Here is a 25,280-nt window from a genome sequence, read left to right on the forward strand (position 1 = left end):
AGCCCGGGCTCATATTCCAGCCGCCTGGCAGTTTGTTTAATCACTACTTCCTATCGAAGCACCCCTGTGCATCTTATGCACAGGGGCTTTTTGCGTTGAAGGCCGCCACCAAGGAATGTAACAAAATGTAGACATCGTTCGTCTATATTATAGGGCCATTGTTAAGAAGTAGGATAGGAGGCTGCTGATGGGATTTCTGCTTAAGAACATTGCGCGCAAGCTGGATTTGATGATCCTGCTGCTGCTTCTTATTTTGATGACAATCAGTATTTTTTGCGTATACAGCGCTACATTGATCCATCCCGATTTGGCCGGCTCCCACATCAGAATGATGTATTTTTACGGCATCGGGTTTGCCGCCCTGTTCTCCAGCCTGTTTTTCAATTACAAAACCGTGCTGCGCTTTGCGCCGATCTATTATGCCATAGGGCTCGGGCTGCTGGTTTTCCTATATTTTAAAGGCGATACGATAAACAATTCGCAGGGGTGGTTTTCGCTGCCGGGGGGATTAAGCTTTCAGCCGGCCGAGCTTTGCAAGCTGCTTCTTATTTTGATGCTGGCGTTCTATTTGACCAAAAGGAATGCGGACACGCTCGGGCTGTTTCGGGACGTACTGCCGATGGGTATCATTACGCTGGTTCCGTTTATCCTGGTACTCATGCAGCCGGATTTGGGCAATTCGATCGGCTATGTGGTCATCTGGGCGGTTATGTGCTGGATCGGCAACCTCCGTTACAGCCATGCGCTGATCGGCCTGGTCTTGGTCGCTGTCGTAAGCGTGACCGCATTATACAGCTACGTCGAGCACCACGATGAAGTGAAGCAATTCATGGCATCCAAGAACAAGGCCTACTGGCTGGACCGGATCGATGCCGTGGTGCTGCCGGATCAAGCTTCGGACAAAGCGACGTACCATATGAAAAGGGCGGTCATGGCCATCGGCTCGGGCTCTTTGCTCGGAGAAGGCTATCTCCAGGGCTCCTCGATTCACAGCGGGCAAGTCCCGTACACTTATTCGGATTCCATCTTCGTCGTTATTGCAGAGGAGTTCGGTTTCCTCGGTTCCTCGGCGCTCCTGATGCTTTATTTGCTCCTCATGTACCGGATGATGATCATTGCGCAAAGGCTGAAAACCAAATCGGGAGTATACATTATAGCCGGCATCTCCGCGATGCTGCTGTTTCAAATATTCGAGAACGTCGGCATGCTCGTCGGTCTGATGCCAATTACCGGGATTACGCTGCCTTTTATCAGCTACGGCGGGACATCGCTGTTGATCAATATGCTTTCTATCGGGCTTGTTCTGAATATTTACATTTATGACGATTCTATCGAGTAGGTGATGGGGAGGAAGAAAGCTTGCTGAAATAAAAAGAAACCGTGACCGGACGACCCCTGCCAATAGGCCGGCAAGCTTGAATGTTTCAAAATTATTCCAAGGACACATGTTGACGCCCTGAAAAATGTTGTAATCCTTAAATGCAATCTGTATGCCATACATGGGAGCAGCGCATCCGCCTTCTGTCCGTGTTACCGGCCGCCCAAGACCGCTCCACACCATAAAACTGCTGCCCACCGCCTTTTTCCGGCCTCCCTAAGCGCGTGTTTCGGCGCTGCGCGGCGGTCGGTCAAACCCATGTAGAGTGCATTTGAGTGCTTATACAAGCATAACTTTGATGAGTCCTTTGCCATTAGCCTTGCTGGCTCTAGTCTAAGCTCTATCTAAAATTTCATTGAAGACAATGGGATGAGCGAAGCTGCCCCTCGGAGTTGGGAGGGGGGGCGGCTAACGGAATTCGGGGCAGACTATCGGTGCTGGATGCGGGTTATCGGACGAGAGATACGTTATTTCCAGAAAACGTGCTGTTTTTACTGAGCTATCGGACACAGGTGCGCTTATTTGCCCATTTTACCAGCAAAAGCAGCGTAATTTGGCGAAATAAAGGATCTGGTGTCCGATCACCATGCGAATTGAGCTATTTGTTCTAAAATAGCGGAACTACGGTCCGCAAGCACTTACCGTACTCCTAGGGATACCTGCACGCTCGAACGGTTTGGATTTTTGGAATATCGCAAGGTTCGTTGACGGCCAGCGGACGAAAACCGAAAGCGAACGTGAGAGAATGCACTCCCGCGGAGAACGGGCGTCGTAAAAAGAAATGCACCTGGCTGCTGCCTAGGACGCAAAGGATGGAAATAAGGCGGAACCACCCTGAGAAGGGGGTTCCGCCTATTGCTTTTTACCACAATAGAATTTATAAGATTCCGAGGTCATCGGATGTAAAAATTCTATTTGGCGATAAAAACAGCCTTGCTTACGAAGCGGGTTTTGCTAAAGCATAACTTTAAGGTCACTCCTCTGTGAAAAGGCCTCGATAGAGGCTTTTCTCACAATTGAACTTCGATGCCTAAGGCTTGGAACCGCTCCCAGTAGTCCGGACATGTCTTGGAGACGCAGCCCGGATCGGCAATACGGATGCCGTCCGCTTTGACGGCAAGCAAGGACAGCGCCATCGCCATCCGATGGTCATCGTGCGTATCCAGCAGCGCCGGCGTCGGCTCTCCCGGGTAGACGGTCAAGCCGTCGGGATGCTCGTCGACTCGGATGCCTGCCTTCGTCAGCTCCGTGCAGATGGCGGCGATCCGGTCGCATTCGTGATGCCGGATATGGGCCGCATCGGTGAGCGTGATCGGACCGTCGGCGAAAGCCGCGAGAGCCGCTACGGTGAGGGTCTGGTCGGACCACCGCTTCATGCTGACAGTGAATCCGCCTTTCAGCTGCCGGGTGCCGCGCACCTCTACGAAATCGTTCCCTCGTGTGACTGAGCAGCCCATCTTCTCCAAAACGTCCAGCAGCTCAATATCGGGCTGCCGTGTGCCGGCCGTTATGCCGTCAATCCGAATGCGTCCGTTCGTCAAGGCGGCGAGGGACCAGAAGTAGCCGCAGGTAGAAACGTCCGGCTCCAGGGCGATCGATTGCGCTGTGTATTTGCCGGCCGGTACGGCGATCGTCTGCCCGTCTTCGCCGCTCTTCGGATCGACGCCGAAGGCCCGCATCATGTCGAGCGTCAGCTCCACGTAATCGCGCTGCACGACAGGTCCGTTGATCCGCACCGTCAACGGGCTCTGCGCATAAGGAGCGGCCAGGATCATGCCGCTGATGAACTGGCTGGAGGTGGAGCCGGACATGACGGCTTCCCCTCCCCAGATACCGCGAGCGTGCAGCGTCAAGGGCAGGCGCCCGCTCGCCTCGTCGAAGCGGATGTCTGCGCCCAGGCTGGACAAGGTATCGAGCAGCGGCGCAAGCGGCCGCTCGCTGAGCCGGGCGCTGCCCGTGAGCCGCCAGATGCCGTTGCCTGCGGCAAGCGCCCCGGGCAGGAAGCGGGCGATCGTTCCGGCAGCGCCGAAGTACAGCTCGCCTTGCTGGACCGGCCAGCTTCCACCGCCCCCGGCGATAACGGCCGTATCGTCCTCCAGCTCCACTTCGATGCCGAGCCGGCGCAAAGCCTCGATGCACCAGTACGAATCGTCGCTTTTCAAAATGCCCTTCACGCGTGAGGTTCCTTCCGCCATGGCGGCGATGATGAGGGCTCGGTTCGTCAAGCTTTTGCTTCCCGGTATCGTGATGGTCCCTTCGATAGGCGAGCCCGCCGGCATGACGCGAACTTCGGCTTTCTCGTTATAACGCGACCAGGGAGAGCGGGCCTCGCGGTCCGGCGGCTGTGCAGTCGTATGGTTCATGATTCGGATACACCCTTTCGTTCGTTGATGGAATCGTGTAACCCGATTATAATGAACAGGATGAAATAGATGAAATTCGGATTTTTCCATTATGTCATAGAGGGTGTTTATGTCATGTTTAATCTCGAATGGTATCGTATCTTTCTGCATACGGCAAGGGCGGGTAACCTGACCAAAGCGGCGCAAGAGCTGTACATTACCCAGCCTTCCGTCAGCTATGCGATCAAGCAAATGGAGGAGGCGCTTGGCGTCGCGCTGTTTCACCGGCTGCCCAAGGGGGTGAAGCTGACCGCTGAAGGGAAGGCGCTGCTCGATTTTGTGGAGCCTTCGTTTGCGCTGCTGGATGCAGGAGAGTCGAAGCTCCACAACCTGAAGCGGCTAGCCGGAGGCGAGCTCCGGGTCGGGGCCAGCGATTCGCTGCTGAAGCATTTGCTGCTTCCTCATCTGGACTCGTTCCATGCCCAATACCCGGACATCCGCATCCGCCTCTCCCACGGGAAAACACCCGATATTGTGCAGCGCTTGAAGGAAGGCCAGATCGACTTCGGCATCGTCCATATGCCTGTGGCCGACCCGCAGATTGAAGCGGAGGCGCTAACGGTCATTCAGGATACTTTCGTCGCGGGACAGACGTACAGTAAGCTGGCAGGGCGGCCTCTGCCTGCCGACGAGCTGGGGGCGCAGCCCCTACTGCTGCTGTCGCAAGGAAGCAGCACGCGCCGGCACGTCGAGCAGTGGTTCTCCGCCAGGGGAGTGAAGATCGAGGCGGATATCGAGCTCGGCAGCATCGACCTGCTCGTCGAATTCGCGCGCCGGGGCTTCGGCATTGCCTACGTCACCCGCTCGTTCGTAGAGGGCGAGCTAAGCTCAGGCACGCTGATTGAGCTGGAGACCGGCGACGCGCTTCCATCGCGGACGATCGGCATAGCCGTCCATCGCGAGATGCCTCTGTCGCTCGCGGCATCCCGGTTTCTCGACATGCTGAGGTCGGCGTTCCCTGGCTCTGTGAAAGGCGGAGAATAGCTTCTCCGCCTTTCAACTCTGCCGATGCATCATGGGGTGCTTCCCGCCGCCGAAGCTGCGCAGAAGGAGCCCTGAGGCCCTGCCAGCCGGTTCACGGCAGCTGTCCTCCGCCATGTGCAAATAACCTCCCGGACTAAACGCACGCAATACGAGCGAATGTCCCGGAGGTTAGGTAAGAACGTTTAAGATTAAATATAACATATCGTGTTAGGTATAAACCGTGTAAAACCAATCGAGCTCTAGATTCCAGCCCACGAATCATCCAATGTGCACCAGTCCCGGACGTGCGATTCAGCAGTTTGCGAAACGGTCAGTCGAACCCTGCGCATGCTCCCGTTCTGTGCTGCGGATCGATAGCGGCCAAGCGAAGATACCTAACATAGCTTCTGTCTCCAACAAGGAAGCCGATTATTCGCCCGATCTGGCCATATAACCGACGCCCGGATAAGTGACAATGAGATCCAGCGTATCGTCGATTTGCTTCAGCTTTTGGCGAATCCGCGCTATGGCGACCCGCAAATATTCGACATCGTCGCGGTATTCGCTGCCCCATACATCGCTTAACAGCTGCTCGTGCGTCATCACTTTGCCTGCATTCTGGATCAGCAGGACGAACAAGTTGTATTCGGTCTCGGTAAACTTGACCTCCGTTTCGCCGAGCCACGTCCTTCGCTGCGCCAGATTCAGCCTTACCGCGCCCAGCTCGATCTCACTTGATGAGGACGAAGGAGCCGACGTCCGGCCCTCGAACCGGCGCAGCACGGCATTGACCCGGGCGAACAGCTCGTCGAGCGAGAAGGGCTTGGTTAAATAATCGTCCGCGCCGAGATTCAAGCCCTGCACCTTATCGCTCGAGTCGCTGCGGGCGGTCAAGACGATGACCGGCACGTTCGAGAAGCTGCGCAGCCGCCGAAGCACCTCGAAGCCGTCCATGCCTGGCATCATGATATCCAGCAGCAGCAAATCGGGATCGAAGCTGTCGATCGTCTCCAGCGCTTCAGGGCCGTTGGAGCAGGCTGCCGTCTCATGGCCCAGCGATTTCAGATTGGCGGAGATGAACCGGATAATTTTGGGCTCATCGTCCACAATGAGAATTTTATGCTTCTTCATGTTCATGACCTTCCTCCCAACGAAACTTCGGTACGGAAATGATGAAGGTGCTTCCCGAACCGGGCTCGCTTTCTACACGGATGCGGCCCCCGTGAGCCTCGATAATCCCTTTGCTTATGGCTAACCCCAGTCCCGTACCGCCGGTCTGGCGGCTGGACGATACGTCGACACGGTAAAACCGATCGAATATTTTATCCGCATGCTCCGGTGCAATGCCGATTCCGTTATCCTGAACGCGGATATGGACGAACGAATCGTCGGATTCGGCCGAAATCCGGATGACCGGCTTGCCTTGGTTGTAGCGGATCGCATTGGTGAACAAATTGACAAGCACCTGCTCCATGCGCAGCTTATCCGCCTTTAGCAGCGGCAGTTCGCTGTCGAGCTCAAGCTCGAACTCCGCGTGCTCGGCACCGGCATGCTGGGGCAGGCGGTGGATGGCGCTCTGCACTATCGAAGCGACCCGGACAGGCTGCACGTTCACCCGCATCGCGCCGGCTTCGATCTTGGAAATATCGAGCCACTCGTCGATAAGGTCCTGAATGCGCCCTATGTCCTCATGGATGCCCTCCAGCAGCTCCTTCTTGAAGGCCTCGTCCCAGACGGCGTCCGGGCGCAGCAGTGTTTCTACGCCGCCTTTAATGCTTGTAATCGGCGTTTTGAACTCGTGCGAAGCGAGCGAGATCAAATCGTTTTTCAGCGCATCGACCTCGTGCTCCTTCGTAATATCCCGCCACACGTAGCCTCTGCCGAAGCTGTGCCCGTCTCCCGAAACCTGGAAGGCGGAAACCGAGATGAACCTCTCCTTGCCGTTTTCTCCCGTAACCTTACATTTCGCGTGCAGCCGCTGTTTTCTTGTAAAAGCGGCCCACTCGTCGTCCGGCTCCGGCAGCTTCGCAGCGATTGCGCTGAACAGCGCCTCCTCCGTCATCGACAAGAGCTGCGGCATCGGAATGCCGAACTGCTCCGTCATTCTCCGGTTCGCATAGACGACATGGCGATCCGCATCGATCAGCACGATCGCATCGGACATACTCTCCAACACCGCATTCAGCGTCGCATGTTCATGCCGGATGCTGCTGAGCAGCATATCGTTTTGCAAAATGATGGCGACCGTATTGGCGAATGTAAGCAGAAACTTTCGATCATTGTCGGTCAATGTCGAATCGGAGTCTGCGTTCCCCCCTACGACGATGCTTCCGAGCGTTTGTCCTCCGGTTTGAATCGGAACTATCGCGCCAGAAATCGAATCAGAGCCTGAATCAGAGCCAGAGCCCAATGCAGATCCGTCCGGATGACTCGCTCCGTCAGGCGCCGCCGTCGCTTCCGCGTCCTTGAAGCGTCCGAGGGAAGTGGAGACGGTGAGCGGGTGCAGGCGCAAGCGGACCTCGCGGTGAATCAGCCCGCGCAAGTGAGCCATGCTGTCCTCGATAAATTCGCCGGCATTGCGGCGCGTCATGATCGGAGTCAGCAGGCCGTTCACGATTTCCAGCTCCTGATTTTTGCGCGACAGGCTTTGCGTCCGGTCGGCGACGCGGTTCTCCAGCTCGGCGTTCAGCTCGATCAGCGCGCGCTGATTTTCCCGGATTTGGCCGGCCATCCGGAAAAAGTGATCCGCGAGCATTTGCAGCTCGTACGGGGCTCCGCGGGAGGCCAGCTTCTTGTCCGGCACGCTGAAGATGCCGTCGGCAAGCTTTTGCGTATAGCCGACCAAGGCATGGATTGTACCGTTCAGCCGCTTCGCCAGCAGGTTGCCGACGACTACGGTCAGCACGAGCGTCAGCACAAGCAGAATGATTGTCGTTTGCAGCGTATCCGTAAAAGCGGCATTGGCCGCCTTGTAAGATCTTCCGACCCAGACGGTCCAGCCGAGGTCGCCGATTTTTTTGTAGGTGACGAGCTCGTCCTGGCGGTAAACGCCGGAGCGGTACTTGCCCTGGCCTTGGTCATGCGTCTTCGTATCCTGAACGACCGGCTCGCCGGACAAGTCGGTTAACGAGTCGGAAATGGCCGCCTCCGGATGATAAATTGCCCTTCCTTCCGCATCCAGAACGACCGGATAAGCGTCCGTGCCGTAATCGTACTTGGTTACGAGTCTGGCGACCTCCTGCAGGTCCAGAACGCCGACGACCAGGCCGTCCCATTGCTTTTGATCGCTGTACACGGGCACGGCGATGGCGATGGCCGGCTTGTCCGCTCCTTCAGGACCGCGGAACAAAGGCGTAATCGTCGTAGTCTCGGCCGCCTTGACGTTCTGGAAGTAGCTGCGCCCGCTCAAGTCCGTGCCGAGCAGAGGCTTCTGGCCGGCTGCAGCTTCAGGAAACTGCGCGCTGACACCGCCGCTGCGGTTCACAACGAACAGTCCGGAGAAGCCGGGCAGGTTGTTTTTGACCGACTGCAGCTTGAGCGTCATGCTCTCCCTCGTCCGAAACGGCGGACTGGACGCGCTGATCGTCGTTGCCAGCGTTTCTACGGCATTGCGGTGGTAGTACGTATACGTCTGTACGGCGTCCGCCAGCCGGTAGGTCGTCTGCATTTGCGTTTTGTTATAGTCGTTCGTAATATTTTTAATTTGGAATATTTGAATGCTGCCGAGAACGAGGATGGGAATCAAAGCCAATATGGCAAAAGTGATCGTCAAATGCAGCCGCAGCGATGGGTTATTCACGGTGTCCTCCATCTGTATCGTAAGTCATTACTCGTAGTTGTATTGTAACATAAAAAAGCTTACACCTAGTCACCTTCACGCTGATGATTTGTCCACGAAAAAACGAAATATTTATCATCAATTGTCAAATTGAGAAAAAAAATATAAAATAAATAACAACCTTACGTAAGTTAGGAGAAAAGGTGACAAACTCTACTTGGTCCAGGAGGTATTTTTCATGGTTGAATCAACATTGACCCCAGAGAATCTGAACCCGTTCCAGATCGCTCAGACACAAATCGAGAAGGCGGCTGCTTTGCTGCAATTGCCGGAGGAAGTTGTCGCGATTCTGAAGCATCCGAAACGGGTATTGTCCGTTACTTTCCCTGTCAAAATGGATAACGGTAAAGTAAGAGTGTTCGAAGGCTACCGCTCCCAGCACAATGACGCGGTGGGACCTACCAAAGGCGGCATCCGCTTCCATCCGGACGTAACGCTGGATGAAGTCAAAGCGCTGTCCATGTGGATGAGCTTCAAGTGCGGCGTTGTCGGTCTGCCTTACGGCGGCGGCAAAGGCGGAGTTATTTGCGATCCGCGCGAAATGAGCAAAGGGGAACTGGAACGCGTAAGCCGCGCCTTCATGGAAGCGATTCATGAAATCGTCGGTCCCGAGAAAGATATCCCTGCTCCGGACGTCTACACGACACCTCAAATTATGGGCTGGATGATGGATACGTACAGCCGCTTGAAAGGCTTCAATTCCCCGGGCGTTATTACGGGCAAACCGCTTATTATCGGCGGCTCCAAAGGAAGAAACGAAGCGACGGCCCGCGGCTGCGTATTCGTCATTCAAGATGCGCTTCATGACATGGGCAAATCGACGGAAGGCGCGACTGTAGCAATTCAAGGCTTCGGCAATGCCGGAAGAATCGCCGCTCGACTGCTGACCGAGCTCGGATGTAAGGTTGTTGCTGTCAGCGACTCCAAAGGCGCGATCTACGATCCGCAAGGTCTGGATCTGGCCAAAGTGGAACGCCTGAAGGACGAATCCTCGATTCAGGAATACGGCGCATCGTACAGCATCGCGGCAGAGAAAATTCTTGAGCTGGACGTAGATATCCTCGTACCGGCTGCACTGGAGAACGTAATTACGTCCGCCAATGCTGGTAACATCAAAGCGAAAATCGTGGCGGAAGCGGCTAACGGCCCAACGACTCCGGAAGCGGACGCAGTCCTGTTCAACAAAGGGATTAAAGTCATTCCTGACATTTTGGCCAATGCCGGCGGCGTAACCGTTTCTTACTTCGAATGGGTACAAAACCTGATGAACTACTACTGGAGCGAGGACGAGGTTAACGGCAAGCTGAAAATAGCTATGTCCGACGCATACCGTGAAGTGCAGTCTTTGGCAACCCGTTACCAAACCGACCTCCGTACAGCGGCATACATGATCTCTCTGGAGCGCATCACGAAAGCGATGGAAGCTCGCGGTTGGGTTTAATCGAATAACCGGACTTTTTATTTACCTTCATGCTTTATAACGGTAATGTATCATCGAGGCTGTCCCGCAAAGCTTTAATAAGCTGGCGGACAGCCTTTTTTTTATGCACAGATTTAGGAGCGTTTCCCCTGCACAAACAATTATTCAACGCAAGGGAAGGCGGCTGATCGGCATGTCGCCGGCACGGGTAGATAGGGTTCGCGCCCGGCGAGCCGCTCTGCCTGCCAATTTATGCATTTTATCCGGAACCGGCTTATATACTAGAGTATTCAGACCTAACGGATCATAACGTGAAGAGGTGCTGCGAATGCTTCATATTGTCGCCTGTATCAAGCAGGTACCGGATACGAAGATCATCAAGATGAACCCGAAGACGAACACGATGGATCGGGCCAGCGCCCCGGCGATTTTGAACCCCTATGACGCGCATGCCGTGGAAGAAGCCGTCCGGCTCAAGCAAAGGTACGGGGGAACGGTGTCCGTGCTGACGATGGGGCCTCCCCCTGCCGTGAAGGCGATCCGCAAATGTATCGAGATTGGAGCGGACGAGGGGTACCTGATCACCGACCGCGCTTTTGCAGGAGCGGACACGCTGGCTACCAGCTATTCGTTAACGAAGGCGCTGGAGAAAATCGGCAAAACGAAGCCGATCGATCTGGTCATTTGCGGGAAAATGACCATTGACGGTGACACGGGCCAGGTAGGGCCGGGGATCGCCCGCAGACTGGACATCCCGCCGCTGACCTCGGTCAACAAGGTGGTGGAGATCAACAAGCAGGAAGGATTCGCGGTCATTCACCGCAAGCTGGAGGACGGCCATGAGGTGATCCGGTCGACACTTCCCTGTCTGCTGTCGGTGGAGAAGGAGATTAACGAGGTTCCGTACTCGTCGATGCCGAACGTCATCCGGGCGGCCCGTTATCAGCCGCACATTTGGTCCGTCAACGAGCTGGAGGATGTGGATCGCTCCCAGTTGGGTTTGAAAGGGTCCCCGACGATCGTATCGTCGGTATGGGCGCCGCAGAAGCCACAGGGAGGCGAAATGCTGCAGGGCTCCGCTAACGAACAGGTGGAGCGGCTGCTTGCTATTTTGCTGGAGAAACGCGAGTTTTTTCAGCCCGGAGGTGGAGCTTCCGAATGAACTTCGACGATTATCGCGGGATATGGGTGTTTGTAGAGGAAAAAGACGGAGTCATCGCGCCGGTTTCTCTGGAGCTGCTAGGGGCCGGACGAAGGCTGGCCGACAAGAGGGGAACCGAGCTTGCAGGCGTGCTTATCGGCGACCATGTGACGCAGCTCGCAGCAACAGCCTTCGAGTACGGAGCCGATACGATGTATGTATACGACGCTCCGATATTCAAGAATTATCGGACGGAGACGTTTATGAAAGCGCTCTTGGCTTGTACGGAGAAGTATAAGCCGGAAATTATACTGTACGGCGCGACCTCGACAGGCAAAGATTTGGCGAGCGCCGTAGCGACGGATTTGCCGACCGGACTTACGGCCGATACGACGATCCTCGACGTGGAGGAGGATACGGGTCTGCTGCTGGCCAGCCGTCCGGCGTTCGGCGGGAACATTATGGCGACGATCCTGTGCAAAAAGTATCGGCCGCAAATGGCGACCGTCCGGCCGAAGGTGATGAAAGCATTGCCCCGGGAAGCGGGAAGAAGAGGGAAGCTGATCGAGGAGACGATTCCGCTGCAGGAGGAGGACGTGCGTACCAAGGTGCTCGAGATCGTCCGTCAGACGACGCACAAGGTGCGCATCGACGAGGCGGACATTATCGTGGCCGGGGGCAAAGGGCTCGGCAGCGAGAGCGGGTTCCAGCTTGTCCACCAGCTGGCGCAGACACTCGGCGCGGCTGTCGGCGCGAGCCGGGATGTCGTCGAGGCGGGATGGATAGGACATCATCACCAGGTCGGGCAGACCGGAGTGACGGTGACGCCCAAAATTTATTTTGCCATCGGTATTTCCGGAGCGATTCAGCATATCGTCGGGATGCAAAATTCCGGGCTGATCATCGCCATCAACAAGGATCCGGCGGCGCCGATTTTTAGCAGCTGTCACTACGGCATTGTCGGCGATGCGTTCGAAATCGTTCCGATGCTGATCGAGCAGTTTACCAAGGCTCTGGGCAGAAAGGAAGACGCAAATGTCGGAAAAGTTTGATTGTATCGTCGTCGGTGCCGGACCTGCGGGAATCGCTTGCGCATTCGAGCTGGCCAAGGCCGGCATCCATGTGCTGCTCTTGGAGAGAGGGGAGTATCCCGGCTCCAAGAACGTCATGGGCGGGGTCCTGTACCGCAAAATGATGGAGGACGTCATCCCCGATTTTTACAAAGAGGCGCCGATCGAACGGCCCATCGTAGAGCAGCGGTTCATGATGCTCGATAAGGAATCGGCCGTCACCTTCGGCTACAAAGGCATGGAATGGGCGAGGGAGCCGTACAACAACTTTACCGTGCTGCGCGCCAAGTTCGACCAATGGTTCGCGCAAAAGGCGGTCGATCAAGGTGCACTGCTCATTAACGAGACCGTGGCGCTCGAATGCATCGTAGAGGGCGACCGCGTCGTCGGCGTGCGCACGGATCGTCCCGACGGCGATCTGTATGCGGATGTCGTCGTGCTGGCGGACGGCGTGAACTCGCTGCTCGCCAAGTCGCTCGGGTTCCATAAGGAGTTCAAGCCGGATGAAGTCGCGCTGGCCACGATGGAGATCATCAAGCTCGACCGCAAAGTGATCGAGGACCGGTTCAATCTCGAGGAAGGCCAAGGCTGTACGATCGAGCTGTTCGGCGACGCGACCAAAGGCATTCTCGGCACCGGCTTTCTCTACACCAATAAAGATACGCTCAGCATAGGCGTAGGGACGTTACTATCCGGGCTCATCAAGCATAAGATAAAACCGTACGAACTGCTGGAGTACGTCAAGACGCATCCGATGGTCCGTCCGTATTTGCAGGGCGGGGAGCCGCAGGAATATTTGGCCCACCTCATTCCCGAAGGGGGCTACCATTCGATGCCGAAGGTGGTCGGCAACGGCGTTCTGGTCGTCGGCGATGCGGCGCAGCTCGTCAATGCCATTCACCGCGAAGGCTCGAACATGGCGATGACCTCCGGAAGGCTGGCGGCGGAAACGATCGTGATGGCCAAACAGGCGGGCAATTTCTCGGAGGATATGCTCGATTACTACCGGCAGCGGCTGATGGAAAGCTTCGTCGGCGAAGATTTGAAGAAGTACAAGGACGCGACGCACCATTTTGACAAGTTCCCGCAATATTTTGATCAATATATCCCGATGATGAACCGCGCGGCGAGTCAAATGTTCACCGTGGACGGCACGTCGAAGCGGGAGAAGCAGAAAAAAATATGGCAGGATATCGGCACGGTCAAACAAAAGCTGAAAATCGCCCGCGATATGTACCGGGCATGGAAGGTGATAAAGTAATGAGCGAGCAGGCGAAAGGCCAGTCTATCGAGGAAAAGCAGTATCTACTTCGCTTTAACGCGGATACAAAATCACATCTTACCGTATTGGATGCGGATACTTGTTTGACGAAATGTCCGGACAAAATATGCACTATCTTTTGCCCGGCGGAAGTGTACAAATGGGAGGATATCCGTATGCACGTCGGCTACGAGGGCTGTCATGAGTGCGGCAGCTGCCGGATCGGCTGTCCTCACCAAAATATTAAATGGGAATACCCGAAAGGTGGTCACGGAATCGTCTTTAGACTGGGGTGATCATATGTTTGAAGTCGGAGATCGGGTTATGTTCATACTGGACGGTGCGAGAGGCATCGTCATGGAAGCGGAGCAGGGCTTTTATCACATCGTCTGGGAAGACCATTTCACCAGCTGGGAGAAAGAAGAGATGCTCGAGAAAGTGAAGGACTGATTCGAATGCGCTTTCAAAAGAGTGATGCCGCATACTTGGGATACCCAGTGTGCGGTTTTTTCTCATGGAATCGGGAGAAACGGAATTATCTAAGGGGAGACGCCTTTCGGTGCCGAAGCCGTCTTCCGGTTCGCCGCCATTTGCTCCATAAGATACGAGACATAGATTTCGTCCCGGGCCAGCCAAGCGGCATACTGCCTTTTCGCCGATCGCTCCGCTTCCTCAAATGTGGCGAAACTTCCGCCCGGATTGCCGTCGACATCGATCTCCCACCCGCCGTCCGACGGAAAGACGAACAGGCTCTGCCCTTGGCGGTTTTCGTACAGCGAGCCGTACACCGAGTCCTTCTGATTGAACGAGTTGTGAACTGCGTCCGTTCGCAGCGGCTCGATCGGGAACGCTTCGGCGACATATTTCCGGTAAGCCTCTTCCGTCATGGAGCAGCCGGACGCTTTGGCATGGCCTCCGCCTCCATAGCGGCCGGCTATTTCCGAGACGTCGATATGATCGTGAATTGTCCGGAAGCTGATCTTTTTCCCGCCCATGTTCAGGATGGCGATATAATCGAGGTGAGGGTGCTCCTTTCCAAGCTCGCTCCCCAGCTCCGAGTGGTACGACTCCGCATGGACAATGCCCGCATAACGATCGTCGATGGTTGCCTGCACGACCTCTCGCTTTTTTCTCCGTACGTACCGCTCGATCTTTTCTTCTTCCATATCCAAAATTTTTTCTTCAAACTCATCGAATGAGAAATGCTCGCTGTGCCGCAGCCGGTCGATCATTTTCTCCTCGAATTCCTCCATGGACACCATGTAGAACAGGTCGTTCAGCCGTTTGGCCTGAAGCTGGTTGTTCTGATCCCATTCCCACGTATCGTACTGCCGGACCAGCTCCACGAATTCACTCAATCCGTTCGAAGGGGTCAACAAGCCGTGTTGAATCAAATAGTCGTAAAACAGCGAAGTGGCCGAGCATAGCTTTCCGTCCTCTTCCTCCACCTTCACCATGCCCCAGCTGTACTGATTCAAATGAAGCGCGGATTTATGGTGATCGATCAGCCTGACTTTGCCGCCGGATTTTACAAAATCGTCCAGTCCGCGTTCGTTATCTTCATTCACCGATAAGTCGGTTATGAACAATTGCTTCTTTTTTCGCGGTTTTTCCAAAAAATGTGCGACCTGCGTGTTGAGGCCACCGACGGAATTGTAACGGATTTCCACCTTCGACCCGAAGGCGAATCTTGCTACGATGCCGCAGCCTACGCCATCCAGATCGTTATGAGTATATAGAACGTACAAAACGACAGCCCTCCCAGCCTTCTAACATTCATCATGAATGACAAACCATACCATTCCCTTTGCCGTTCGGCTTTATTCCGTGTTAGGGACCCATCAACAACCCGACGGCTCGAGCGAGAGCAGGGGAAAGTCTTGCCGGAGTTTGTTGTTAATGTTCGGATTTTGGGCGTGTTATTGATGGAATTGAGGAGCGACGAGCAGGAATAATGGACTAAATACGAATAAATTAGTATATAACCCTTGACATGAGTAGGGAATTGGTTTACCATTCTAGATGGCAATTAAATAAGACATACCAAGTAGCTGTTCGTATATCTTCGGCGATACGGGTCGGAGGTCTCTACAAGGAACCGATAATTCCTGACTACGAGTGGGCGGGTTTCCCGCAACCATTCGGTAGCTGGAATTTTTTTTGTGCCCGTCCAACAAGGAAACACCATTTCTTTCAAGCGGAGGGACTAACAGGGATGAACAAACGTTACGATGTCATTATTGTAGGAGCCGGACCAGCAGGAATTTTTGCCGCTTATGAATTGATGCTGAAGGCAGCGCACTTGAAGGTGCTGCTCATTGATAAAGGACACGACATTGACAGCCGCCGCTGTCCGATTCTTGAAGAAAAGATCAAGCTGTGCCCGCCCCCGGCGGGGAAAAAAGAGTTTGCGGGCTGTCTGCCCGCCTGTTCCATCACGAGCGGCTTCGGGGGAGCGGGCGCTTACAGCGACGGCAAATTCAACATTACGACGGAGTTCGGCGGATGGCTGACGGAATATCTCGCACCGTCCCAGGTGCTCGATCTGATTTCCTATGTGGACCACATCAATCTGGACCATGGAGCTCCCGATACGATCACCGACCCGATGACCGAGGTCGTCCGTTCGATTGAGCAGCGTGGCTATGCGGCCGGCTTGAAGCTGCTGCGAGCTCAGGTGCGCCATCTGGGCACGGAGAAAAACCTGCAAATTTTGCAATCGATCAACCGCCGTCTGAAAGAGCATATCGATATGATGTACAAGACGGAGGTCGCCGATATTTTGACCGTGAAGGAGAACGGCAGCTACCGGGCCGCCGGCGTCGTGCTCCAGAACGGCGAGGAAATCGAAGCTGGCTGTGTGATCGCCGTACCGGGAAGGGACGGCTCCGCATGGCTCACCGACGTTCTGAAGAAACGGCGGATCAAAATGTTCAACAACCAAGTCGACGTCGGCGTGCGCGTCGAGACATCCGATGTCGTAATGCGTGAAATTAACGAGCATTTGTACGAGGGCAAATTTATTTTTAACACGTCGGTAGGGACGCGGGTGCGCACGTTCTGCAGCAACCCTTCGGGCCATGTCGTAGTCGAGAATCACAGCGGCGTTATGGCGGCTAACGGCCACGCCTACAAGGATCCTAAGCTCGGCTCGTCGAACACGAACTTTGCGCTGCTCGTATCGCACCGGTTCACCGAGCCGTTCGATAAGCCCAACGAATATGCGCGGGAAATATGCAAAAGAGCGAACGACCTGTCGGGCGGCGGCGTCATAGTGCAAAAGTACGGCGACATTATCCGCGGACGCCGATCGACCGAGGGCCGCATCAAGGAGGGCTTCCTGGAGCCGACCTTGAAGGAGGCCGTGCCGGGAGATCTGGGGCTTGTCCTGCCGTACAATACGATGAAGAGCCTGATCGAAATGGTGGAGGCGCTGGACAAGGTGACGCCGGGTATCGCTTCCGAGCATACGCTGTTTTACGGCGTGGAAGCGAAGTTTTATTCCGCGAGACCGAAGCTTAACACGCAGCTGGAAAGCGAGATCGACGGATTGTATTGCGGCGGCGACGGAGCCGGCATTACCCGGGGTCTGGCCCAGGCCGGAGCGGCGGGAGTCTGGATTGCACGCTCTATCGTCGAGCGGTTGTCTGTGTAAGAGAGAGGTAATCATCAAGGTTCAAAAGCCTGTATCTGCTATGTAGAGCGGATACAGGCTTTTTTCTATGGGCGACTTCATTCAAACTCCAACCAGGTCATATTGGCGACATAAAATACCTGCTAACCTGCCGCAGAGCTGGACCGTCCCTGCCTGCTGCCGTCCGGGGTGCTGGCGCTACAGCGCGAGCGCAGCCAGGCGCCGGGCCGGAGGAGGTTCCTGCCGCCTTTGACGTGCTTCACACGCTGCTCAGCTGGCGGCCGGCACGGTGTGACCGCTCCTTCTTTTTTAGGCGAACAAACTGATTAGATTGCCGTCCGGATCTTTGACGATGGCATAGCGCTGCCCCCAGAACGCGTCCCAAGGCTCGCGATGCACGTCGTAGCCACGGTCTACGATGCGATGGTACAGCTCATTCACGGCATCCGGGCTATCGCATCGGAAGGCGAGCTCGATCCGGTGTCCGGCCGGCTCTACCCAGTCTCCGTAAATTTCCTTGATCATCGATTGCGTATCAAAGGCCAAACGGAATCCGTTTTGTGCCACCTCCACATGCGGCTCGGCGTTAGCGCTCTCGGGGATGTCGAGTCCCAAGGCGCGATAAAAGTCCAACGCTTGCTTCATGTCTTTAACAACAATGCCGACCATATCCAAATGAACTCCCATTGGTATCACTCCATTATTGGATTTGAACATCGTATCCTTATTTTCCCATAATTGAGCGGGCTTGTCCCGCACTATTTCGTGCATGCCCTGGACTTGCTCCCAGGTTCATCCGCCGGACATCAGGAAAAGGCACGCCTATAGCATACACAATTCGGAATCAAATGAATTGTAAAAAACGGACACCGGTAGAGGCGGGAACGGATTGTGAATACCCTTCGTTTTCGGAACGGTGAGGCCGCAATGCCGCCACGGTCCTGACCCAATAAGGGTGAGTGACGATAACCAATGCAGGTTGGTTGAAGATGGCGGGCACATCGTCCACAGTGACAGCTTGCAAAGCCTCCGGCCATGATACCGGTTCCGGCGCCGATCCGGTTACATAATAAACGGGGCGAACGGTTTGTAACACGGCCGCCAGCTTTTGATAAGGAAACTGCTCCCAACTGCAGTGGGGGAAAATAACAACCGGAATGCTGCTCATGTGATACCTTCTCTCCATCCGGCCACACTGTGTCTCCTTGATCAGCTAAATCATAGGGCACAGCTCCGGAAGCATTCATTCCATCTTATGGGGAGAATGCGGTGTGGTGACGACTACGGAGAGGAAAACGGCTTCGGCGGTGCGGCCATTTTGAGCGTAAACATATGCAAAGGGCACACATGCATGGGCAGTCATGACAATTAGCCTTTCCCGGTTGGGCTGCCCAGCGCATTCCGCTTTTGAGCAGAGGTTATGAACAATAGTTATCAGTGGGGGCCTGGGAAAGGGATTCAAGCTTGTGCAATCGAATGCCGGAAAAATTGAAAAAACCCTCCGCTGCACTGTTATCAGTGACGGTGAAGGGTTGGCCGCTTATGTTTCCATTGTTGATTACCTGTATGCCGGTTCAAAAGTACCGCTGCTTATGCTCTGCGCTGCCTGCCGCAAGAACTTCCCAAGCGGGAGGGCGGGCAGCCCGTTAGCCGACGCGCTTGAACTGGCTGTTGTATAAGTCGCAATAGAAGCCGCCTTGATCGAGAAGCTGCTGATGCGTTCCGCGTTCGATGATTTCGCCGCCGTTGATGACGAGAATTTGATCAGCCTCGCGGATCGTGCTCAGCCTATGTGCGATAACGAAGCTCGTGCGTCCCTTCATCAAGGAATTCATCGCTTCCTGAATGTGCATCTCGGTCCGCGTATCGACGCTGCTGGTCGCTTCGTCGAGAATAAGGATCGCGGGATCGGCGAGAATCGCCCGCGCTATCGTGATCAGCTGCCGCTGCCCTTGACTCAGGTTGCTGCCCTCCGCCGACAGCACAGTTTCGTAGCCTTGCGGCAGCTTGCGGATAAAGCTGTCCGCATTCGCCAGCTTGGCGGCGGCTTCGATCTCCTCGTCGGTGGCGTCCAGCCGGCCGTACCGGATGTTCTCGCGGATCGTATCGGAGAACAGGTAGGCGTCCTGAAGCACGATTCCGAGCTGTTGGCGCAGCTCGTCTTTGTCCAGCCGGTCGATTGGCTGCCCGTCTATCGTAATCGTCCCCTGCTGAATATCGTAAAAGCGGGTCAGCAGGTTGATGATCGTCGTTTTGCCGGCACCGGTAGGCCCGACCAGCGCGATCGTTTCGCCCGGCTTGGCCGTGAGCGACACGTTTTTCAACACGGGCACATCTTCATTGTAATGAAAATGGACCCGATCCAAAATGACTTCCCCTCTGACCTGGGGAATCGCCTTTTGCTCCGAGCGGTCTTCGTACTCGGTTTTCGTATCCATAATCTCAAACACACGCTCAGCCCCGGCCACGCCGGATTGAATCATATTGAACTGGTTGGCCAGCTCATTGATCGGACGGCCGAACTGCTTGGAGTAGTTCAGGAAGCTGACGATGATCCCTATCGTCGTCATGTCGTTGATAACCATCCAGCCCCCGACGGCGGCAAGCAGTGCGAAGCTCAGGTTGTTGATGACGTTCATGACCGGCCCGATCATCCCGCTGAAAATTTGCGCTTTCGTCCCAACGTCCCGCAGCTTGTTATTAATATCGCTGAACTGCTCGATCGATTTGCGCTCGCGCCGAAACGCTTTGACCACCTTTTGGCCGGATACGGTTTCTTCGATAAACCCGTTGATTTCGCCCAAATGCTTTTGCTGGCCGGAAAAGTAGCCCCGGGTATTACTCGCGATTTTGCCCGTAATGAACATAACGAGCGGGATGGTGACCAGACTGAGCAGCGTCAGCCACAGGTTCAGCCCGAGCATAAAAATCAAGGCGCCTACGACCGTAATGACGCTGGAAATCAGCTGTGTAACGCTCTGATTGAGCGTATTGGATACGTTCTCGATGTCGTTGGTCGTCCGGCTCATCAGCTCTCCGTGAGTCTTGCTGTCGAAGAAGCGGAGCGGCAGCTTCTGGATCTGCGAGAACATATCCTCCCTCATTATCCGGACGGTGCGCTGAGAGACGCCTGTCATCACGTAGGCTTGAATCCAGCTCATCACGGCACTGGCGACATATACGCCAAGCAGTAACAAACACAGCCCTACAAGCCCGTTATAATCGCGCGGGATAATATACCGGTCGAAGGATAGCCCGATTAAATAAGGGCCGATGAGCGCCAAGCCGGAGCTCAGTATCGCCAATAGGACTACGAATATAAGTCCTGCGCGCTGCCGGCTCAAGTAGGCCCACATTCGTTTCAGGGTCGCCCATGTGTTCTTGGGGCGCACCTTGGCCATCATGCCGCGGCCAGGACCTCCCGGACCGCCGCCCATCGGGCCACCCATACCCATAGGAGGACCCATCGGTCTCATCCCGGCATTCGGTTGGCTATGCGATTCATTGCGGTTATGCTCAGCCATGGGCCAACGCCCCCTTTCCTAGCTGGGAATGATAAATGTCCCGGTATTCCGGACTGCTCTGGATCAATTGGTCGTGCGTCCCTTCGGCGACGATGGCGCCTTCTTCCAATACGATGATCGTATCGGCATCCATCACGGATGAGATCCGCTGGGCGATGACGAAGCAAGTGCTCTCCTGCATGAGCGACTTGATCGCAGCCTGAATGCGCGATTCGGTGCCCAGATCGACGGCGCTCGTGCTGTCGTCGAGAATAAGAATAGGGGGCCTGAGAAGCAAAGCGCGCGCAATGGAGATCCGCTGCTTTTGCCCGCCGGACAAGTTAACGCCCCGCTGCCCGAGCACCGTATCGTAGCCGTCCGGCATTCCGGCGATGAAATCGTGCGCCTGAGCGGCCTTCGCCGCCGCTTCGACCTCCTCCTGAGTGGCGTCCGGCTTGCCGAAGCGGATGTTGTCGCGAATCGTTCCCGTGAATAGGATCGCCTGTTGAAGCACCATGCCGATATGGCTTCGCAGATCGTCAAGCGGAATTTGACGGATGTCGGTTCCGTCAATAAGAATTTTTCCCTTCGTCGGATCGTATAGACGGGGGATGAGGCTGACCAGCGACGATTTGCCCGAGCCTGTAGCGCCGAGAATGGCGACGGTTTGCCCTGGCTTGGCGGTGAAGTTTATCGTCTTGAGAACAAGCTCCTTTTGCTCGGTCAGCGTATCGGTGCCGGTAGCTGCATCGGCGTTATATGCGAACGATACCCGGTCGAACACAACCTCGCCGGCCTTTATGGCGCCGGTCTTCGCGTTGCCGGCGTCGGCAATTTCCGACTCTACGTCAAGCACCTCGTTGATCCGGTCGGCGGAAGCTTTGGCACGAGAGACGAACATCAGCATCATGCCTACCATGAGCAGGGAGAACAGCACCTGCGTCACATAGTTGACGAACGCGATCAAATCGCCGACCGCGAGCGACCCGCCCCAGGTGAGATTGCCGCCGTACCACAGGACGGCCACGATGCTTGCGTTCAAGATCAAGGTCATCACCGGCATGTTCAGCGCGACAATCCGGGTAGCCTTCATCGCGAAATCGGTATAGTCGTCGTTAGCCTTGCGGAACCTGCTGTTCTCGAACCGGGCGCGGACGAATGCCTTGACGACCCGAATGCCGGCCAAATTTTCCTGCATGACATTATTGACGTTGTCCAGCTTGCTCTGCACCTTGGAGAACAAAGGAAAGGCATAGCGCACGAGCAAATACAGCACGAGGAACAAAATCGGAATGACGACGGCCAACACCGCCGCCAGCCGGTAACTGATCGTTACGGCCATAATCAAGCTCCCGAGAGCGAGAAACGGGGCGCGGACCAGAATGCGCAGTGTCATTTGGACCAGCGTTTGCATTTGCACCACATCGTTCGTCAGCCTTGTGACGAGAGAGCCTGCTTTGAACTGATCAAGATTGCCAAAAGAAAACGATTGCACTTTCTGAAACAGCTCCTGCCGCAGATCGGCTCCGAAATGCTGGGAAGCGATACTGGAAAATACCGTACATCCGAGTCCGCCCAGCAGCCCGATAAGCGTCAAGCCTATCATGATCAGGCCGGTTTGTTGAATGTGGGCCAAATCCCGCTGCATGACGCCTTCATTCACGATGCTCGCCATCAGCTTAGGCTGAAGCAAATCCATGTAGACCTCGATGAGCATCAATAACGGAGCTAACAGAGCGGATTTCCAGTAAGGCTTTATAAAACGGATCAATTTCCACACAGCCTTGCACCTCGCAATTATTTTGTCGGCTAAACAGTTTCTTCGATCTTTTTCAAGTTATCGTGCATATGGAGCAGGAAGCGGCGCAGAAGCAGCTTCTCCTCCGGCGTGAAATCTTCGAAGCAGCGAAGCTCCAGGTCCTGCATCGTATCCTTGACAGCCTGGATCGTTTCATTGCCCTGCTCCGTCAAGTAGACGCGGGAAATGCGCTGGTCCCGTTCGTCCGGCTTGCGCTGGACCAGACCGGTCTTCTCCATGCGCGTCAGCATTACGGTCAAGGTTGCCGGCTTGATCCGCAGCTTCTTGGCGAGCTCCTTCTGGCTCTGGCCGTCCTCCTCCGACAAGCGGAACAGGAGAGGAGGCTGTCCGGGATACACTTCGATCCCTTTCTCCTGAAGCAGCAGGTGCAGCGTATGGCGGTGGAGTCTCATGGTGTGGGACATCATATGGGTGAGCGATTCGAACTGGCTGCGATGCACCGGGTCTCCTCCTTTATTTAATTAGTCGGCTAATATAAATTGTAAAACAGTGACAACAATACCGTCAACCCGTTTCTTGAAATATGGGTAAAGGGGCAAAACGGTTGTTCCCTGTAAAAAAATCCTTCGGCCATGTAACGGTAAAGCCGTGGCAATCGTCAAATCGTATGATGCTGGAAACGGTAGAGGAGGGCTGCACGGTGAAAGCGTGTCTTATTGTACTCGTTTGCGGGATGATGACGGTCCTGACGGCGGCACAGGTCAGCGCGGCACAGCCTGTTCAGGCTATGGTAACGCCGGCCAAGTTTCAATATGGCGGGGAAAGCAGCGGTTTGGGAAACGATAATCAGCCTATACGCTACGATGGAGAATTGAACGAGCCGGTTCGATGGATGAGCGAGAGAATGGGATTCCACATCGAATCCGAGGGCGAGAACCGCACCGTTTACTTCAGCTTTGGCAAGCTGGATATTACCGATCCGCGGGTTAGGGGCTTCAAAACAGGCAATTTGCTGCTCAGCCGGGATACGACGGTTTCGGGGATCGAACGGACCCGGGTTACCGGGCAGTTAAAAGTGGGGATAGCGGACTCGGAGCAAGTGGAGGTAAAAGCAAGTCTTTCCTTTTACAACGATAAGCATGAGCTGCTTGGCGAGGTGCCGTTGGATGGCGACTACCGGCTGCTTGGGACACACAAGTTCGAGACGGTCGTCTATGGCGACCTGAGGCGGTATGCCAGTGTGGAGCTGCGGGTTCATTCAATGAACGGCCGTCTTGTCACAGATGAGCCGCGGGTTCCTTTGACGGAAATAGTGAAGGATGATCTGCGCAGCGTATCCCGAATCGAAATCCGTTACGGACCTGCAATGCTGCTCGAGGTGCGGGAGGAAACACGGATTCGGGCTATTACCGATAAGCTGAGGGAGATGAAGCTGGCGAAGTCTTTTCATCAAGAACCGATGAGCGGTTATTTGTTTTATATGGATATTTATACCGGCGGGCACAAGATCCGCTACTCCACAGGGTTAAACTTTGATGGAGTATGGTACGACCCGAATGAGCAAACGGATAGCTTCAATCAGTTTATTACCGGCCTGCAGTAAACAAGAGGCGCTGGTGGAGCAATACGATGTCTGTTCAAGGGGGAACAAGGCGCAGTACCGGGCATGGAGCCATGTTGACAAAACAGTTGTTTGTAACTACAATCATTACAAGTTAAAGCTAACGAAGGAAGATGAGCCTCATGACGATAAGCAGCCGTTTTGCCGTTGCCATACACATATTGTCTCTGCTTGAGATTAATAAAGATGGGCGCACTACGTCGGATTTCATAGCCGGAAGCGTCAATACGAATCCTGTGGTCATCCGCCGGATTATGGGCATGCTGAACAGGGCGGGACTCGTCATAACGAATCCCGGCGTTGCGGGTGCGTCGTTAGCCCGGGATAAAGAACGGATTACACTGCTCGAAGTGTACCGTGCGGTGCAATCGGATCAGCAGGAAGAGCTGTTTGCCATTCACGAACAGCCGAATCCCCAATGCCATGTAGGACGCAATATTCAAGGCGCATTGGAAACCACGTTCCACCGGGCGCAGCAAGCCATGGAGCAGGAACTCGATAAAGTGACTTTGGCGCAGATCATCGATCAAATGACGGAGTAAAAGGGGGCTTTCTCACAGGAGGAGCGCCCTTTATTTTTGTCTGGAGCTGCGGTGGGCTGGCGGCATGCAGAGAAAAAACCTCCGTCCCGCAAAATGCGAGCCCGAAGGCAGTTTCCACAGCCTTTAGAGGCTTTTTATCATATGAAAATACGTTTTTTTGTTAATAATCGTTTCCTTATCCGTCATGTAGCCGAGCTTCTTGTAAAGCGAGTAAGCCCGCTCGTTATACTGCTCGACGTTTAAGGCGATTTTGCCGTAGCCCCGCTGCTGTGCATGATGCTCCGCCGCCTGAATCAGCTCGGTGCCGATGCCTCGTCCTCCCCACTCAGGCGATACGGCGAGAGCGTCAATGTAATATTCGTCCTCGTCCGCTTCTTTGTCGATGGTTAGCGTAGGATTGTTCGTTATGCGCCGCAGCACATCGAGTATCGGGCGGTCTATCGTTTCGGCATCGGAGCCGTGGTAGCATAAGATCATGCCGGCTGTCTCGCCGTCCGCTATTTTCACTAAAAAATGATTGCTGCTAAACCGATTCCCTTCCTGCACGAAAAAATTCGTGAGCCGATCGATGACTTCCTGCTCGGTTGCCGCTCCTGTGAGCTGAAAGCCGATGTCATTGATGGCATCGAACAGCAGCCGTACTACGGAAGGGGCGTCTGCAGGCTGCGCTTGTCGTATGGTCATAGCTCCTCCGGTTCGTTCTTCATGTCATGTATTTTGATAAACTCTCCTTTCATTGTATACTAAA

Annotated in this window: 22 protein-coding genes and 1 riboswitch; of the genes, 12 read left to right on the forward strand and 10 right to left on the reverse strand. The window is 54.9% G+C overall.

Annotation, left to right across the window (positions count from 1 at the left end; genetic code table 11):
- Positions 1 to 187: 187 nt before the first annotated feature.
- Positions 188 to 1,339, forward strand: coding sequence for an FtsW/RodA/SpoVE family cell cycle protein (locus tag ACFQ88_RS27485; RefSeq protein WP_379459173.1), 1,152 nt, complete (start codon positions 188 to 190; stop codon positions 1,337 to 1,339).
- 1,049 nt (positions 1,340 to 2,388) lie between these two features.
- Here the strand turns inward: ACFQ88_RS27485 and aroA are convergent.
- Entirely contained in the window at positions 2,389 to 3,741 is a 1,353-nt protein-coding gene (gene aroA, locus ACFQ88_RS27490) for a 3-phosphoshikimate 1-carboxyvinyltransferase (protein WP_379459175.1), read from the reverse strand.
- 114 nt (positions 3,742 to 3,855) lie between these two features.
- Here aroA and ACFQ88_RS27495 point away from each other — a divergent pair, with 114 nt between their 5' ends.
- Positions 3,856 to 4,764, forward strand: a complete 909-nt coding sequence (locus tag ACFQ88_RS27495; protein ID WP_379459445.1) for a LysR family transcriptional regulator — start codon at positions 3,856 to 3,858, stop codon at positions 4,762 to 4,764.
- Positions 4,765 to 5,172: 408 nt separating this feature from the next.
- On the opposite strand, the gene ACFQ88_RS27500 is transcribed toward ACFQ88_RS27495, so the two are convergent.
- Together ACFQ88_RS27500 and ACFQ88_RS27505 are read right to left on the reverse strand one after the other, a co-directional pair.
- Positions 5,173 to 5,874: a response regulator transcription factor gene (locus ACFQ88_RS27500; protein WP_379459177.1), complete on the reverse strand. Its 702-nt coding sequence runs from the start codon at positions 5,872 to 5,874 to the stop codon at positions 5,173 to 5,175.
- Complete coding sequence (locus tag ACFQ88_RS27505; protein ID WP_379459179.1) at positions 5,861 to 8,542, reverse strand: ATP-binding protein; 2,682 nt, start codon at positions 8,540 to 8,542, stop codon at positions 5,861 to 5,863. The genes ACFQ88_RS27500 and ACFQ88_RS27505 overlap by 14 nt, the downstream gene beginning before the upstream one ends.
- A 217-nt stretch (positions 8,543 to 8,759) precedes the next feature.
- On the opposite strand from ACFQ88_RS27505, the gene ACFQ88_RS27510 reads away from it, so the two are divergent.
- The 6 genes from ACFQ88_RS27510 to ACFQ88_RS27535 all read left to right on the forward strand — a co-directional run bounded on the left by ACFQ88_RS27510 (position 8,760) and on the right by ACFQ88_RS27535 (position 13,923).
- A complete protein-coding gene (locus ACFQ88_RS27510; RefSeq protein ID WP_239630705.1) occupies positions 8,760 to 10,022 on the forward strand; it encodes a Glu/Leu/Phe/Val family dehydrogenase in 1,263 nt (420 codons plus the stop codon).
- Between the two features lie 307 nt (positions 10,023 to 10,329).
- On the forward strand, positions 10,330 to 11,163 hold the full coding sequence (locus ACFQ88_RS27515) for an electron transfer flavoprotein subunit beta/FixA family protein (protein WP_239630706.1): 834 nt from the start codon (positions 10,330 to 10,332) through the stop codon (positions 11,161 to 11,163).
- The gene (locus ACFQ88_RS27520; RefSeq protein ID WP_379459182.1) at positions 11,160 to 12,194 is read left to right on the forward strand and encodes an electron transfer flavoprotein subunit alpha/FixB family protein; all 1,035 of its coding nucleotides are present in this window, start codon (positions 11,160 to 11,162) and stop codon (positions 12,192 to 12,194) included. The genes ACFQ88_RS27515 and ACFQ88_RS27520 overlap by 4 nt, the downstream gene beginning before the upstream one ends.
- Positions 12,178 to 13,473, forward strand: coding sequence for an FAD-dependent oxidoreductase (locus ACFQ88_RS27525; protein ID WP_379459184.1), 1,296 nt, complete (start codon positions 12,178 to 12,180; stop codon positions 13,471 to 13,473). Before ACFQ88_RS27520 ends, ACFQ88_RS27525 begins: the two co-directional genes overlap by 17 nt.
- Positions 13,473 to 13,769 carry a ferredoxin family protein gene (locus ACFQ88_RS27530; protein WP_379459186.1) on the forward strand — a complete coding sequence of 99 codons (297 nt, stop codon included), beginning with the start codon at positions 13,473 to 13,475 and terminating at the stop codon, positions 13,767 to 13,769. Before ACFQ88_RS27525 ends, ACFQ88_RS27530 begins: the two co-directional genes overlap by 1 nt.
- A gap of 4 nt (positions 13,770 to 13,773) precedes the next feature.
- Positions 13,774 to 13,923, forward strand: coding sequence for a hypothetical protein (locus ACFQ88_RS27535; RefSeq protein ID WP_239630710.1), 150 nt, complete (start codon positions 13,774 to 13,776; stop codon positions 13,921 to 13,923).
- 89 nt (positions 13,924 to 14,012) lie between these two features.
- On the opposite strand, the gene ACFQ88_RS27540 is transcribed toward ACFQ88_RS27535, so the two are convergent.
- Entirely contained in the window at positions 14,013 to 15,221 is a 1,209-nt protein-coding gene (locus tag ACFQ88_RS27540; RefSeq protein ID WP_379459188.1) for a DHH family phosphoesterase, read from the reverse strand.
- Positions 15,222 to 15,508: 287 nt separating this feature from the next.
- Positions 15,509 to 15,608, forward strand: a riboswitch (purine riboswitch).
- Between the two features lie 80 nt (positions 15,609 to 15,688).
- On the opposite strand from ACFQ88_RS27540, the gene ACFQ88_RS27545 reads away from it, so the two are divergent.
- The gene (locus tag ACFQ88_RS27545; protein WP_379459190.1) at positions 15,689 to 17,128 is read left to right on the forward strand and encodes an NAD(P)/FAD-dependent oxidoreductase; all 1,440 of its coding nucleotides are present in this window, start codon (positions 15,689 to 15,691) and stop codon (positions 17,126 to 17,128) included.
- 288 nt (positions 17,129 to 17,416) lie between these two features.
- Here ACFQ88_RS27545 and ACFQ88_RS27550 read toward each other — a convergent pair whose 3' ends face one another.
- Together ACFQ88_RS27550 and ACFQ88_RS27555 are read right to left on the reverse strand one after the other, a co-directional pair.
- Positions 17,417 to 17,794, reverse strand: a complete 378-nt coding sequence (locus ACFQ88_RS27550; RefSeq protein WP_379459447.1) for a VOC family protein — start codon at positions 17,792 to 17,794, stop codon at positions 17,417 to 17,419.
- 157 nt (positions 17,795 to 17,951) lie between these two features.
- Positions 17,952 to 18,275, reverse strand: a complete 324-nt coding sequence (locus ACFQ88_RS27555; RefSeq protein ID WP_379459192.1) for a hypothetical protein — start codon at positions 18,273 to 18,275, stop codon at positions 17,952 to 17,954.
- Positions 18,276 to 18,573: 298 nt separating this feature from the next.
- Here ACFQ88_RS27555 and ACFQ88_RS27560 point away from each other — a divergent pair, with 298 nt between their 5' ends.
- The gene (locus tag ACFQ88_RS27560; RefSeq protein ID WP_379459194.1) at positions 18,574 to 18,786 is read left to right on the forward strand and encodes a hypothetical protein; all 213 of its coding nucleotides are present in this window, start codon (positions 18,574 to 18,576) and stop codon (positions 18,784 to 18,786) included.
- Here ACFQ88_RS27560 and ACFQ88_RS27565 read toward each other — a convergent pair.
- From ACFQ88_RS27565 to ACFQ88_RS27575, 3 genes are read right to left on the reverse strand one after another with little or no spacing between them, the layout of a single operon-like run.
- On the reverse strand, positions 18,754 to 20,631 hold the full coding sequence (locus tag ACFQ88_RS27565; protein WP_379459196.1) for an ABC transporter ATP-binding protein: 1,878 nt from the start codon (positions 20,629 to 20,631) through the stop codon (positions 18,754 to 18,756). The genes ACFQ88_RS27560 and ACFQ88_RS27565 overlap by 33 nt on opposite strands.
- Positions 20,624 to 22,390, reverse strand: coding sequence for an ABC transporter ATP-binding protein (locus ACFQ88_RS27570; protein ID WP_379459198.1), 1,767 nt, complete (start codon positions 22,388 to 22,390; stop codon positions 20,624 to 20,626). Before ACFQ88_RS27570 ends, ACFQ88_RS27565 begins: the two co-directional genes overlap by 8 nt.
- Before the next feature lie 29 nt (positions 22,391 to 22,419).
- Positions 22,420 to 22,869: a MarR family winged helix-turn-helix transcriptional regulator gene (locus tag ACFQ88_RS27575; RefSeq protein ID WP_379459200.1), complete on the reverse strand. Its 450-nt coding sequence runs from the start codon at positions 22,867 to 22,869 to the stop codon at positions 22,420 to 22,422.
- 104 nt (positions 22,870 to 22,973) lie between these two features.
- On the opposite strand from ACFQ88_RS27575, the gene ACFQ88_RS27580 reads away from it, so the two are divergent.
- Together ACFQ88_RS27580 and ACFQ88_RS27585 are read left to right on the forward strand one after the other, a co-directional pair.
- Positions 22,974 to 23,972 (forward strand): hypothetical protein, encoded by a 999-nt coding sequence (locus ACFQ88_RS27580; protein WP_379459202.1) that lies wholly within the window; start codon positions 22,974 to 22,976, stop codon positions 23,970 to 23,972.
- Between the two features lie 140 nt (positions 23,973 to 24,112).
- On the forward strand, positions 24,113 to 24,532 hold the full coding sequence (locus tag ACFQ88_RS27585) for an Rrf2 family transcriptional regulator (RefSeq protein WP_379459204.1): 420 nt from the start codon (positions 24,113 to 24,115) through the stop codon (positions 24,530 to 24,532).
- A gap of 123 nt (positions 24,533 to 24,655) precedes the next feature.
- On the opposite strand, the gene ACFQ88_RS27590 is transcribed toward ACFQ88_RS27585, so the two are convergent.
- The gene (locus tag ACFQ88_RS27590; RefSeq protein ID WP_379459206.1) at positions 24,656 to 25,216 is read right to left on the reverse strand and encodes a GNAT family N-acetyltransferase; all 561 of its coding nucleotides are present in this window, start codon (positions 25,214 to 25,216) and stop codon (positions 24,656 to 24,658) included.
- Positions 25,217 to 25,280: the final 64 nt, after the last annotated feature.

Origin of the sequence: Paenibacillus sp. NPDC056579 (assembly GCF_042793215.1) — a bacterium.
GTDB lineage: Bacteria > Bacillota > Bacilli > Paenibacillales > NBRC-103111 > Paenibacillus_S.